The sequence below is a fragment of the Ruegeria sp. AB10 genome (genome assembly GCF_056542745.1).
In genome coordinates, this window is the sequence record NZ_JBQGAI010000005.1 from 77,877 (window position 1) to 91,425 (window position 13,549).

11 protein-coding genes are annotated in these 13,549 nt (G+C 61.3%); 5 read left to right on the forward strand and 6 right to left on the reverse strand.

Translation table 11 applies throughout. The features are described from left to right. Positions 1–37: 37 nt before the first annotated feature. The gene (locus ACR0NT_RS11780; protein ID WP_170445228.1) at positions 38–613 is read left to right on the forward strand and encodes a GcrA family cell cycle regulator; all 576 of its coding nucleotides are present in this window, start codon (positions 38–40) and stop codon (positions 611–613) included. Between the two features lie 222 nt (positions 614–835). Here ACR0NT_RS11780 and ACR0NT_RS11785 read toward each other — a convergent pair whose 3' ends face one another. The 3 genes from ACR0NT_RS11785 to ACR0NT_RS11795 all read right to left on the reverse strand — a co-directional run bounded on the left by ACR0NT_RS11785 (position 836) and on the right by ACR0NT_RS11795 (position 4,659). Next, positions 836–1,126, reverse strand: coding sequence for a hypothetical protein (locus ACR0NT_RS11785; RefSeq protein WP_170672227.1), 291 nt, complete (start codon positions 1,124–1,126; stop codon positions 836–838). Between the two features lie 187 nt (positions 1,127–1,313). Further along, complete coding sequence (locus tag ACR0NT_RS11790; RefSeq protein WP_170445231.1) at positions 1,314–2,390, reverse strand: T6SS phospholipase effector Tle1-like catalytic domain-containing protein; 1,077 nt, start codon at positions 2,388–2,390, stop codon at positions 1,314–1,316. Further along, on the reverse strand, positions 2,368–4,659 hold the full coding sequence (locus ACR0NT_RS11795) for a xanthine dehydrogenase family protein molybdopterin-binding subunit (RefSeq protein ID WP_170672229.1): 2,292 nt from the start codon (positions 4,657–4,659) through the stop codon (positions 2,368–2,370). The genes ACR0NT_RS11790 and ACR0NT_RS11795 overlap by 23 nt, the downstream gene beginning before the upstream one ends. A gap of 141 nt (positions 4,660–4,800) precedes the next feature. Here ACR0NT_RS11795 and ACR0NT_RS11800 point away from each other — a divergent pair, with 141 nt between their 5' ends. The 3 genes from ACR0NT_RS11800 (at position 4,801) to ACR0NT_RS11810 (ending at position 9,643) form a co-directional block, all read left to right on the forward strand. Then, positions 4,801–7,977 carry a valine--tRNA ligase gene (locus tag ACR0NT_RS11800; protein WP_170445237.1) on the forward strand — a complete coding sequence of 1,059 codons (3,177 nt, stop codon included), beginning with the start codon at positions 4,801–4,803 and terminating at the stop codon, positions 7,975–7,977. A 121-nt stretch (positions 7,978–8,098) separates the two neighbouring features. Continuing rightward, positions 8,099–9,271, forward strand: a complete 1,173-nt coding sequence (locus tag ACR0NT_RS11805; RefSeq protein ID WP_480443113.1) for a benzoate/H(+) symporter BenE family transporter — start codon at positions 8,099–8,101, stop codon at positions 9,269–9,271. Positions 9,272–9,310: 39 nt separating this feature from the next. Continuing rightward, a complete protein-coding gene (locus ACR0NT_RS11810) occupies positions 9,311–9,643 on the forward strand; it encodes a DnaJ family domain-containing protein (RefSeq protein WP_170672231.1) in 333 nt (110 codons plus the stop codon). On the opposite strand, the gene ACR0NT_RS11815 is transcribed toward ACR0NT_RS11810, so the two are convergent. Then, entirely contained in the window at positions 9,644–10,426 is a 783-nt protein-coding gene (locus ACR0NT_RS11815) for a crotonase/enoyl-CoA hydratase family protein (protein ID WP_170672233.1), read from the reverse strand. It lies immediately after the preceding gene. A gap of 132 nt (positions 10,427–10,558) precedes the next feature. Between ACR0NT_RS11815 and ACR0NT_RS11820 the strand changes: the two genes are divergently transcribed. Next, positions 10,559–11,662 carry a pyridoxal phosphate-dependent aminotransferase gene (locus ACR0NT_RS11820; RefSeq protein ID WP_170672235.1) on the forward strand — a complete coding sequence of 368 codons (1,104 nt, stop codon included), beginning with the start codon at positions 10,559–10,561 and terminating at the stop codon, positions 11,660–11,662. A 7-nt stretch (positions 11,663–11,669) separates the two neighbouring features. Here ACR0NT_RS11820 and ACR0NT_RS11825 read toward each other — a convergent pair whose 3' ends face one another. After that, positions 11,670–12,860: an aminotransferase class V-fold PLP-dependent enzyme gene (locus ACR0NT_RS11825; protein WP_170672236.1), complete on the reverse strand. Its 1,191-nt coding sequence runs from the start codon at positions 12,858–12,860 to the stop codon at positions 11,670–11,672. Positions 12,861–12,911: 51 nt separating this feature from the next. Then, positions 12,912–13,544, reverse strand: coding sequence for a bifunctional 4-hydroxy-2-oxoglutarate aldolase/2-dehydro-3-deoxy-phosphogluconate aldolase (gene eda, locus ACR0NT_RS11830; protein ID WP_170672238.1), 633 nt, complete (start codon positions 13,542–13,544; stop codon positions 12,912–12,914). Positions 13,545–13,549: the final 5 nt, after the last annotated feature.

Here is a 13,549-nt window from a genome sequence, read left to right on the forward strand (position 1 = left end):
GAATCCGGGGCCGCTTTCCGCTTTTGAAAGGCAACCGATGTCCTGGACTGACGAGCGCGTAGAACTTCTGAAGAAAATGTGGGGCGAAGGCCAGTCGGCCAGCCAGATCGCTAAGGAACTGGGCGGCGTGACCCGCAACGCCGTGATCGGCAAAGTGCACCGTCTGGGCCTGTCGAACCGCGCAACCGGGGCAACACCGGCCAAGGCCGAGCCCAAGGAAAAACCGGCCCCCGCACCCAAGGCCGAGGCCAAGCCGAAACCCGCGCCCAAGACCGAACCGGCGCGCCCGGCCCCTGCCCCGGCAGCCGAGGCGAAACCGGCCGTTCCTGCCCGCCGCCAGATCATCCCGGCAGGTCAGCCGCTGCCGCCGCAGCCGTCGGCCAACGAGATCAGCCCCGAGGCGCTGGCCAAGGTCAACGAGATCGAAAAGAAAGCCAAGAAGCTGACGCTGATGGAACTGACCGAGAAGACCTGCAAATGGCCCGTCGGTGACCCCGCGACCGAGGATTTCTGGTTCTGCGGCCTGCCCGTTGAAGCCGGAAAGCCCTATTGCGAGGCGCATGTCGGCGTGGCGTTCCAGCCCATGAGCTCACGCCGCGACCGTCGGCGGTGATTGGGAACACCAGAACCCACATCTCTATTGTGGAATGTGGAAAGGGTGCAGGCGTTTCTCCAAGCCTCTTATCCGAAGTGTTGCAAAATCAAAAGCAACGCGAGGCATAACGGACCCTTTCGAGGAAAACACCCTCGCAGACAACTGCGAGGGTGTTTTAGATCGGGGCGTCGGACGTGTGGACTTTGCTACCTTCTCTTAAGTTACACTTATCTAATTGGATTAGTTATCGGCGTCCCATCTTAGGTCGGTGGCAGGAACAGTAATGCCTCCCATTGTCCTGATGAATTCAGCTTCTATGTCCTTTTTGTGCTGGTCACGGAAACCCAAGTTCGAATCTGGGCCAATGTTTTCAGCTAGCATGACCCATTCAGAAAATTCACTTGCAGACACGTTCCCGTTTTCAGGAATGAAATGTGTCACATGCATTGGTTTTCCGTCTTTGACGCCTCCACAATAGCCATAGCGGACGCACACAAAGTCCATGAGTTTATCAAAACGGTTTTGGGGCATTTTGTAATCGACACGCTAGAGCTGTCGTGCGGCGCTAGATAAGCGCATTGCGTAAAAGTAGCTCACTGATAACGCGGCGAACAGCAAAACGTAAAGGGTCATTTTTACATGATGTGTTGTGAGTTTGGGCTCAAAGCGGACATTGAAGTGTCGGTGATCTTGGAGTCGCCGGCACATGATCAGCCTTTCATTGCGCGGGGTGCGAGGGTAAATCCGGCATCGGCACCCAGCCCGGCAATTCATCCGGTGCGACCGAGACATGCAGGCGTTCCGACGGATCGCGCCCAATCTTCCGGTGCTTGCGCAGCAGGAAAATCTTGCCCCAACCACGCCAAGTGCCAACCGAAGGCGCGGTGGTCGCGGTCGGGAAGCGGTCACGCCAGCCATCAGGCAGCGGCAAGCCATGCAACTCGGCCTTGTCCAACATCCAGATCAGGGAAATATTGCTGAGCGGCCGCGCCTGCTCGAACCCGTTCAACTGACCACCCACATCACCATGGGTGCCCCGGAACCAGACCTGTTCGACATGGCCATTGAAATCAGAGGTGCACTCCCACAGAACCGGCTCATAAACCTCGCGCGTCTCATCCAGCGCCATGGCGTGATAGCCGTGCCGGGTTGCAGGTCCGAGTTGATGGTTGTGGAATGCGTGCTTTTCTTCGGCCCGGCGCCACAGCAGCGGCAGGCGCAGGCCCAGCGCCTTGACCGTGTCCCAAACGCCGATCATCTCGATGGCGATTTCCTCATGACAGAACTGGCGACGAAAATCGCGGGCTGCCTTGCCCTCTGGGTTGCATTCGTAATGGCGGTAGGCCTGCTTGATATTGCGCACCGTTGCGTGCTCGGCCTTGAGCAGGCCAATCATGTCAATCACTCCGGCAAGGCTACGTACACCGTAGGCCCCGCGCGAATAGCCGATAAAGAAGATCCGATCACCGGGTTTGTAGCGCGACGCCAGATAGCCGTAGGCCCGACGGATCTGCCGGTTGATCCCCCGCCCCATCATTACGTCAAGCGAGGATTTCCAGCTTTCCCACTGCACGCCCGCTTCGTAGAACACCGAGACCTTGCCGCCCATCTCTTGGCACAGGCGGAAGGTCCGCCCGGCATGGGTTTCAAACCCCGGTTCCAACGTCGACATCGTGCCGTCGAGGATGATGACATGGCTGACAGGCTCGCGGTGCAGCGCCTCGGCCGAGTGTTCGGACCGCAGAGGCCGTCCGAGCCATCCCAGAACCTTTCTACTCAGCCGCGACAGAACCATGTGTCAACAATTCCCAAACTCTGAGGGGTGTGAACGGCATATCCGCCTGTCGCACCCCGTGATCCCAAAGCGCGTCCTGAACCGCGTTTGCCACAGCGGCCAGCGCGCCCACGGTGCCGGCCTCTCCGCAGCCTTTCATACCCATCGGGTTGGAAGTTGACGGAACCGGTGCCGAGGTAAACTTAATCATGGGTATCTCGGCCGCGCGGGGCAAGGCGTAGTCCATCAACGAAGCCGTGAGCAGTTGCCCTTGCGCATCATGCACAACATGCTCGGTCAGGGCCTGTCCGATACCCTGCACCACACCGCCATGCACCTGTCCTTCGGCCAGCATCGGGTTGATTAGGTTACCAAAATCATCGACGACTGTATAGTGGTCCACCCATGTTTCACCGGTGTAGGAATCGATAACAATTTCGGCAACATGCGCGCCGTTGGGATAGCTGCGGGCATCAAGGTTGGCGCGCGCTTGGTGCTGCAACAGATCGGTGCGGCCATCGGCGCGGGCCATCTCTGCCGCCTCGGTCAGGGTGGGCGTCAGGTTCGACCCGGGCGCGCGGAATGTTTCGTGATCAAAGCTCACGTCAGCCTCCTCGACCCCCATCTTATCGGCCAGATAAGGCGTGAATGCGGCGATCATGACGTCGATTGTGGCCAGCGTCGCCGTGCTCTGCACCGTGACCGAGCGCGACCCGCCCGTGCCGCCCCCGTGGGGCAGCTGGTCGCTGTCGCCCTGAATGATGGTGATCCGGTCCGTGGGAATGCCCGTCTGGTCCGACAGAAACTGGGTATAGGCGGTCTCATGCCCCTGCCCGTTTGACTGGGTACCCACGTAGAGGTTCACGGAGCCGTCCTCACAAAACGCAATCTTTGCGTTCTCGGAGGGGGCACCCAGAATGCTCTCGATATAGTAACACAACCCCTGCCCGCGGATCAGGCCGCGTTCGGCATCGGCGGCCTTGCGGGCGGCAAATCCCTGCGTCTGTTCACCTGCGCGGGTCAGCACCATGTCGAAATCGCCGACATCATAGGTTTCGCCGGTGGCTGACATGTAGGGAAACTTCTCGGGCCGGATGAAATTCTTGCGTCGCAACTCCCACGGATCAACCCCTAGTTCACGTGCCGCGCGGTCCATGATCCGTTCGAGGACGTAGATCGCCTCGGGTCGTCCCGCCCCGCGATAAGCATCAACCTGCGTGGTGTTGGTATAGAAACCCTCGACCCGCATAAACGTGGTCTGAACGTCATAGACACCCATCAGAACCTTGCTGGCCAGGTCGGTCTGAATCGCCTGACCGAAATGGCTGTTGTAAGCGCCCAGATTGACCTTGCTGTGCACCCGGTAAGCGGTGATCTTGTGATCTTCATCAAAGGCCAGTTCAGCCAGCGAGGTCAGGTCGCGGCCATGATGGTCGGACAGCATCGCCTCAGATCGGTCGGACATCCAGTGAACCGGTTGGCCCAGTTTCATAGCGGCAACAGCAACACAGAAATACTCAGGATACGGCATCACCTTCATACCGAACCCACCGCCCACGTCGGGGGTGGTGACGCGGATCACCTCCGGCTCCAGCTTCAGCTTTTGCGCCAGTTGCGCCCGCATGGCCCAGACGCCCTGCCCGCTATACGCAAATTGAAGCCGCCCATTGACCCAATGCGCCTGACAGCCACGCGGTTCCAGCGAGGTGATGATCACCCGATTGTCAGCAACGTTCAGCGAGACGGTACGAGCTGCCTGCTGAAAGGCGGCCTCGGTCGCGGCCTCATCACCCAGCCCCCAGTCAAAGGCCCGGTTGTCCGGGGCCTCGGGGTGCAGCGTCTCCCCTCCGGCGTCGATATCCAGCTTGGCGGGCAGATCGTCGGTCTCCATCCAGATCATCTCAACCGCATCGCGGGCCTGCATCGGAGTTTCGGCGATGACGACGGCCACGGGTTCGCCAACAAACCGCACCCGGTCCTTGGCGAGCATATGCCGGTCCGGTGCCGCCGCTTTCGATCCATCCCGGTTGGTCACCGTCGCCGCGTTCATCACTGTATCGATCCCCGCCTTGGCCAGATCGTCCAGCGTCATGACCAGCCGCACGCCGTCCGCCTCTCGCGCAGCGTCCAGATCCAGCGCGGTGATCCGGCCATGCGCAACCGGGCTGCGGAAGAAGGCCGCAAACAGAGCATCGCCCGGCACATCATCATCCATGTACCGCCCCTGCCCAGTCAGAAACCGCTGATCTTCGACCCGCTTGACCGGCTGGCTTTTTCCGAATTTTTCCATTGCCTGTTCCCGTCGCTGCCTTAGAGGCGACATTAGGCTGCGCCCGGTCGATGTCCAGAGGACCCGCTTGGGCCTTCCCCTTCCCCTGCGCATTCGTTATTGCAGGCGCTGACCTAGGATTGATGACGCAGGACGCACCCCATGGCGATGGAAAAGACATTCAACGCGGCCGAGGCCGAGGCTCGCATCTACGAGGCCTGGGAACAGGCCGGAGCCTTCAAGGCAGGCGCGAACAAATCGCGCGACGAGAGCTTTACCATCATGATCCCGCCGCCCAACGTGACGGGTGCGTTGCATGTGGGCCATGCGTTCAACAACACGCTGCAGGACATTCTGATCCGCTGGCACCGGATGCGCGGTTTCGACACGCTGTGGCAGCCCGGCCAAGACCATGCAGGCATCGCCACCCAGATGCAGGTCGAGAAAATGCTGGCCGCCACGCAGCAACCCGGTCGCCGGGAACTGGGCCGTGAGAAATTCCTTGAGAAAGTCTGGGAATGGAAAGGTGAATACGGCGGCACGATCATTGAGCAGTTGAAGCGTCTGGGCTCCTCCTGCGACTGGTCGCGCAACGCGTTCACCATGGCCGGTGCGGCGGGCGATCCGCGCACGGGGCATGAGAACTCGGCCAACTTCCATGACGCGGTGATCAAGGTCTTCGTCGACATGTACGAAAAGGGTCTGATCTATCGCGGCAAGCGGCTGGTCAACTGGGACCCGCATTTCGAGACCGCAATCTCGGACCTTGAGGTCGAAAATATCGAAGTTGCCGGTCACATGTGGCATTTCAAGTACCCGTTGGCGGGCGGTGAGACATATGAGTATTTGGAAAAAGATGAAGATGGGAATGTAATCTTCCGCGAAGAACGGGATTATATCTCCATCGCCACGACCCGCCCCGAGACCATGCTGGGTGACGGCGCGGTCGCGGTTCATCCATCAGATGAGCGTTACGCGCCAATCGTTGGGAAACTCTGTGAAATCCCGGTCGGACCGAAAGAGCATCGCCGTCAGATCCCGATCATCACCGATGACTACCCTGACCCCGAATTCGGCTCGGGCGCGGTGAAGATCACCGGCGCGCATGATTTCAACGACAACATGGTCGCCAAGCGTGGCGGCATCCCGATGTACCGCTTGATGGATACGAAAGGCGCGATGCGAGCCGATGGTGCGCCCTACGCCGAAGAGGCAGGCAAAGCGCAGGAATATGCGCGCGGGCGTGAATTCACCGAGAACGAGATCGACGCGATCAACCTGGTCCCTGATCACCTGCGGGGGCTCGACCGGTTCGAAGCGCGGGCGAAAGTGGTGGAAGAGATCACCGCTGACGGTCTGGCCGTCATGTGCCGCGCCGACGACGCGCGTCTGGGGTCGACCGCCTTGAAGCCGGACCATGAAGGCGCGGACAAGCTGGTCCCGCTGATCGAGAGCAAACCGATCATGCAGCCCTTCGGCGACCGCTCCAAGGTCGTCATCGAGCCGATGTTCACCGACCAGTGGTTCGTCGACGCCGAAAAGGTCGTCGGCCCCGCGCTGGATGCGGTCAAGGACGGCACGGTCAAGATCATCCCCGAGTCGGGCGAAAAGACCTATTACCACTGGCTGGAAAACATCGAGCCCTGGTGCATCTCGCGCCAGCTGTGGTGGGGGCATCAGATTCCGGTCTGGTACGGGCTCGACTTGTCTGCGGAAGGTTTCAAAGGCGACGAGAACGACGGCGACCTTGATCTGGTCGAGTTGGGCCGTTTGCTGAACGAAGGCGGTATGCTGCACCGTGGCAGTGTCATGGAATGCGCACCCAGCCTAGAAGCCGTTACCGAAAAATTCCTCGACGACAACGCAAATATTCCCAGCCCGCTGAGCCATGCAACTGTCATCGAAGTTGCTGACAAACAGGCAGCAATTCATCAATTCGCCGAAAGCCTTGCGCAATATGCGGTGGAACAGGACCCGACCAAATTGGTGTACCCGATCTGGCGCGACCCTGATGTCCTCGACACCTGGTTCTCCTCCGGCCTCTGGCCCATCGGCACGCTGGGCTGGCCCGAACAGACCGAGGAACTGGAACGCTATTTCCCCACGGATGTCCTGATCACCGGCGCGGATATCCTGTTCTTCTGGGTCGCCCGGATGATGATGATGCAACTGGCCGTGGTCGACCAGATTCCGTTCCACACCGTCTACCTGCACTCGCTCGTCCGCGACGAGAAGGGCAAGAAGATGTCCAAAACCACTGGCAACGTCATCGATCCGCTGGAAATCGTGGACGAATTCGGCGCCGACGCGCTGCGCTTTACCAACGCCTCGATGGCGGCGATTGGCGGCGTGCTGAAACTGTCCAAGGAACGCATCACCGGATACCGGAACTTTGTCACCAAGATTTGGCAGGCTTCGTCCTACGGCTGCAACGTCATCGGTGCCTTCGACGCCGAGCGCGGCGCGATGCCGCCCAAGGCCAGCCTGACGCTGAACCGTTGGATCATCGGTGAAGTCGCCAAGCTACGTGAAACGGTTGATAGCAGCTTTGAAAGCTATCGCTTTAACGACGCTGCGCAGGCACTGTATTCCACCTTCTGGAATACCTTCTGTGACCGGTATCTGGAATTCACCAAACCGATCTTTCAAGGGGATGACGAAGCCGCCAAAGCTGAAACACGTCAAACCTATGCTTGGGCAATTGATCAATTCATGATCCTGATGCACCCCGTTATGCCATTCGTCAGTGAGGAAATCTGGAACGCCACGTCGAACCGTGGTTACGAGACCGGCGACACTTCCAAGATGCTGGTTCATCAGGATTGGCCAACTTACACTGCGGCGGATCTCGTTGACCACGAAGCCGAAGCCGAAATGAACTGGGTGATTTCGATGATCGACAACACTCGCTCGGCGCGGCAGCAAATGCGCGTTCCAGCGGGTCTATTCGTTTCGATGCTGGTAACGGATATCGATCCGAAAGGTCAGGAGGCTTGGGATCGCAACGAAGCGCTAATCAAAAGTCAGGCTCGCATTGAAAGTTTGACCAAAGCGGATTCGTTTCCCAAGGGCACCATCTCGATCGCCGCGCCCGGCGCGTCCTTCGGCCTGCCGCTGGCCGATATCATCGACATCGGTGCCGAAAAGGAACGGCTGGAAAAAGCCAAGGGCAAACTGGCCAAGGAACTGGGCGGGTTGCGCGGGCGTTTGAACAACCCCAAATTCGTGGCCTCGGCCCCGGAAGAGGTAGTTGAGGAAGCCAAAGCCAACCTCGCCGCCCGCGAAGAAGAAGAGGCCAAGCTGAACGAGGCCCTCGCCCGTTTGGCCGAAATCGCCTGATCTTCATCTTTTCATAAATACTCAAATCCCGAACCCCGCCGCAAAGCTGACGGCGGGGTTTTTCGTGCCGCGCCAGAGTTTTGCCCTGTTCACCCGCACGGGTGATTGTTAGCACAGACACATGACCAAGCCTGCATCCCCGCTTCCCCCGATCCAGACCGTCTCGACCGGGCTGGTTGTGGCCATCGTCGGGTTCTTCAGCTCGTTCCCCATCGTTTTGCAGGGGCTGGCCGCCATGAGGGCATCTCCGGCTGAATCCGCCTCGGGCCTGATGATGGCAGCCATCGCCATGGGCCTGACGGCCATCGGTCTCAGCCTGTGGTACCGGCAACCCATCAGCGTCGCGTGGTCGACGCCGGGCGTGGCGCTGCTGGCCGTGTCCGCAATGCCTGCGGCGGGCTTCTCCGAAGCCGTGGGGGCGTTTCTTTGTGCAGGCGCGCTAACCGGGTTGGCCGGGCTTTGGCGCCCATTGGGGCGGCTGGCCTCGGCAATCCCGACGACACTGGCACAGGCGATGCTGGGAGGCGTTCTGCTGCCCCTGTGCATCGTCCCCTTCAAGGCCGCCGTTGACCTGCCCTGGCAAGCCTTGCCAGTGATCCTGACATGGTTTGTCGCCGGGCGGATCAATCGGTTGTTTGCGGTCCCGGCTGCAGTGCTCGCCGCAGCGATTGTCGTGATCCTGAATGCGGGCGATGCATCGGTTGCGCCATCTCATCTGGTGGCCGCACCGGTCTGGATCATGCCGACCTTCTCGCTGGCTTCGGCCCTCGGCATCGGACTCCCGCTTTTCATCGTAACTATGGCCACACAGAACATCCCCGGCATCGCCGTGATGCGCAGCTTTGGGTATGCGCCCGCATCGGGCAGGCTGTTTTCTTCGGTGGGAGCGGCCAGCATCCTGTCGGCCCCGTTCGGGGCCCCCGCCACCTGCCTCGCCGCGATCACCGCCGCGATGTGTTCCAACGAGGACAGCCACAACGATCCAACCCGGCGCTACTGGTCCGCCGTAATGGCGGGCGTGTTCTATTGCCTGTTCGGCATCTTCGCGGTGGCGATCACAGGCTTTGCCGTCCACGCCGATCCTCTGTTGATGGGCACTCTGACCGGGATTGCACTGATCGGCGTATTGGCAAACGCCACCCATGCAGCACTTGAGGTCCCCGCTGAACGGGAAGCCGCCATTCTGACCTTTGCCATCACAGCCTCGGGGATATCCGTCTTTGGTTTGGGTGCTGCCGTCTGGGGGCTGCTGGCCGGTGGCATTGCCTATTTGGTGACGAACCGAACGCGCTAGCCGCTTTCACCTGTCGCAACTCTGGAGTATCGTCTCGCCATGTTTGGATCGCTTGGAAAACTGATCGAACGCCAGATCAAAAAAGCGCAGGCCGAGGGCCAGTTGCAGGGGCTGGAAGGCGAAGGCCACCCTCTGCCCGACCGATCGGGTGAGGCCCAAAGCGACCCGGCCATCGCAGTCGGGCACCGGATTATGGCGCAGGCCGGCGTGCTTCCCGAAGAATTCGAGATCCGAAAAAAGCTGGATGCAGCCCGAAAGGACTATGCAGCGCTCACCAACCCGAATGACCGCAAAGCGGCCATGGCCCGGATTGCGGACCTAGAAATGCGGTACAACATGGCACACGACGCGCGGCGTGCCTTTATGCGCTGATCACTTGAATTCGGGTTTGCGGCCCTGCATTTGCGCTATCACCACCTCCATCTGATCGGGTTTGCCGATCAGTTCGACCTGTTCCGCGGATTCCTCCAGCAGAACTTCGGCGCGGGGCTTGGTCTCGGCCACTTCGATCAGGCGCTTGGCGGCGCGGATTGCCGACGGGCTTTGACCCGCGATGTCTTCGGCCAGCGCTTGTGCTTCGGTCAGCGGGTTATCCGAGAGTTTCGTGACCAGCCCCCAGTCCACCGCCCGCTGCGCCCCGATCGGACGCGCGGTGTAGGTCAGCAAACGCAACACGTCCGAGCGTACAAGTTGAGGCAGCAGAACCATCCCGCCCATATCCGGAATGATGCCCCATTTCATCTCCATCACGGCCAGCTTCGCCTCGGGGTGGGCGATGCGGATATCGGCACCCAGCGCGATCTGAAGCCCGCCACCATAGGCCACCCCCTGAATGGCGCAAATCACCGGCACCGGCACGCGCCGCCAGACCAGCGCCAGTTCCTGCATCTCATTGGCGTCTTCGTGGCTGCGGGTCATCAACCACTCGGTCGGGTCCATATGGGCCATCTTGGCAAAGCTGGCCATGTCGAGCCCGGCGCAGAAGCTTTTGCCCTCGCCGGACAGCACCACGGCACGGGCGTCCGAGGCCGCAACCTCGTGCCCGGCGGACAGCAGCGCCTTGACCATTGCGTCATCCAGTGCGTTCATCTTGTCACCGCGCGTCAAGGTGACATGGGCGATGTGATCTTTGTACTCGACGGATACGCGTGACATGCGGGCCTCCCAATCTCTGTTACCCCAACCATGCCCGGAAGGGTCGCCAAGTTCCACCGCAACGTCGGGGCACGTCTGGCGGGGCCGTAGCAGGTGGTTGCCTGGCAGGGGGCCATGGGGTTATCTCGCATCATGACTGACCCACGCTACACCCCGCTTGCCCTGTCCTTGCCCGAAACCGTGCCCTTTGTCGGGCCCGAGACACAAGAACGTCAGCGCGGCGCACCCTTTGTGGCCCGGCTGGGCGCAAACGAGAGCGTATTCGGCCCCTCGCCCCGTGCGGTCGAGGCGATGTCAGCGACCGAAATCTGGATGTATGGCGACCCCGAGAACCATGATCTGCGCCACGCGCTGGCGGATCACCACAGGGTGACGCCTGAGAACATCGTGGTGGGCGAAGGCATCGACGGGTTGCTGGGGTACCTCGTACGGTTGCTGGTCGGTCCGGGCGATGCGGTTGTTACTTCGGACGGGGCTTATCCCACCTTCAACTACCACGTGGCAGGATTTGGAGGCGTGTTGCACAAAGTGCCATACCGGGGCGACCACGAGGACCCCGCAGCACTATTCACCAAAGCGGCGGAGGTGAATGCAAAGCTGGTCTATCTGGCTAACCCCGACAATCCGATGGGCAGTTGGCACAGTGGCGCAGATATCGTCGCCGCGACGGAGGCCCTGCCCGAAGGCTGCCTGCTGGTGCTGGACGAAGCCTATGTGGAATGCGCACCCGAGGGAACTGCGGCCCCGGTCGCGCCAGATGATCCGCGCGTGATCCGGATGCGTACGTTTTCCAAGGTCTACGGAATGGCCGGGGCGCGGGTTGGCTATGCGATAGGTGCACCGGGGCTGATCGCGGCCTTCAACAAAGTGCGCAACCATTTTGGCATGAACCGGGCCGCTCAGGCAGGTGCGCTGGCGGCGCTGCAGGACACTGACTGGCTGACCCATGTGCAGGCGCAGATCGCAGCCGCCCGCAACCGGATCGGGCAAATCGCACAGGATAACGGGCTAACCCCCCTGCCTTCGGCCACAAACTTTGTCGCCATTGATTGCGGGCAGGACGGGGCCTTTGCCAAGGCCGTTCTGGAGGCACTGGTGGCACAGGGCGTTTTTGTGCGAATGCCTTTCGCCGCCCCTCAGAACCGGTGCATCCGGGTCAGCTGTGGCGCGGCGGCGGATCTGGATGCTTTTGCGGCCGCGCTGCCACAAGCTTTGGCGGCAGCCCGGGCTGAATAGGCCTCGTTTATTGGGATAGAACGGCCGCTGCGGCCTCAAGCGCGCCTTTGCCGCGTGCGATGTTCTGGGCGGCCATTGCCGTCTCGATCCCCCCCAACATCGCCATCACCATCTGACCATTCACATGGCCCATATGGCCGAGACGGAAAAAGCCGTTCCAATCCTCCATCCCAAGGCCAATTCCCAGCGTCAGGCCCATCTGTGTCTCGGTAAACTGGCGTAATGGCGTGCCACGCTCATCCGTCAGGCACAGAGTGGTGACGGCGTGGCTGCGATTAGCACGGTCGGCGACGTTCAAATGCAGTGCACCCCCTTCGGCCCAGGTTTCGCAGGCTGTCCAGATCGCCGTGGCAAGGTGTTCGTGGCGCGCCCAGACATGCTCGATGCCTTCTGCGTGGATCATGTCCAGCGCCGCACGCAGGCCGTACAGATGATGCGTGGGCGCGGTGCCGTTGAAATATTGGTAGAACAGGTCCGGTTTCACCCGCGGCTGCCAGTCCCAGTACTGAGACACACGCGGCATCTCGGCGCGTTTGGCCTGCGCTTTGTCGTTGAAGAACACGAACCCAACACCCGCCGGCGTCATCAGCCCCTTTTGGCAAGCTGTGACCATGACATCAACGCCCCAAGCATCCATCTCGAACCGGTCGCACCCCAGCGAGGCGATGCAGTCCGCCATCAACAGCGCCGGGTGGTTCAGGTCGTCCAGCAGCGCCCTGAGCGCCGGAATATCGTTGCGGATCGAACTTGAAGTGTCCACATGCACAGCCAGAACCGCCTTGATCCGATGCCCCGTATCCGCGCGCAGAGCGTCCGCGATGCGGTCCATATCCCATGGTGAAGACGTGCCGAAATCAATCAGATCAACCTTGGCGCCGATCGCTTCGGCCATCTCGGCCCAGCCATATGTGAACCGGCCCGAGGCCGGGGCCAGCACGGTTTCCCCCGGCGCGATCACGTTGGACAGCGCGGCCTCCCACGTACCGTGGCCGTTGGAGATGTAGATGGCGACGTGGTGCTCGGTCCGGGCCACGCGGCGCAGGTCGCGGGTCAGGGCGGGCATCATCTCGATAAGCGCGCCGTCGTAGATATTCGGCGACGGGCGGTGCATGGCCTGCAACACCACATCGGGCATGACCGACGGGCCGGGAATGGCCAGATACTCACGCCCCTGCGCGAGAGAAATTGGGTTTGCCATGGGGTCAACCTGTGTGAATTGTCGCCCAACCTAGCGCAGCAAAAAGCGGCGTCAATCCGTCAGGTTGGCGGCCTCACGCGCAAGTGCTTCGATCCCTGCCCAGTCGCCATCCAGAACCATCTGCTTGGGCGCGACCCAACTGCCACCAGCGCAAACGACGTTTGACAACGACAGGTAATCCCGCGCATTCGCAGCCGACACGCCACCGGTCGGACAGAATGTGATCTGCGGCAGAGGGGCGCCGATGGCCTTCAGGGCGGGCGCACCGCCCGACGCTTCCGCCGGGAAGAATTTCAGCATGTCATAGCCCTGTTCGAGCAAGCGCATCGCCTCGCTTGCCGTGGCCGCACCCGGCAGCAACGGCAGGCCTTCTGCCTCACAGGCGGCGATCAGAGCGTCGGTTGCGCCGGGTGAGACACCGAACTGGGCGCCTGCTTCTTTGGCGGCGCGCACGTCTTCGGGGGTGACCAGTGTTCCTGCGCCAACTACGCCGCCGGGCACATCGGCCATGGCCCGGATCGCATCCAGCGCGGCGGGGGTGCGCAGGGTGACTTCCAGCGCAGGGAGCCCCCCGGCGACCAGAGCTTCGGCCAGAGGGCGGGCACGGGCCGCGTCGTCGACAACCAGAACCGGGACGATGGGGGCCAGCGCGCAGATTTCGCGGGTACGTTGGGTTTTCGGCATGAGGA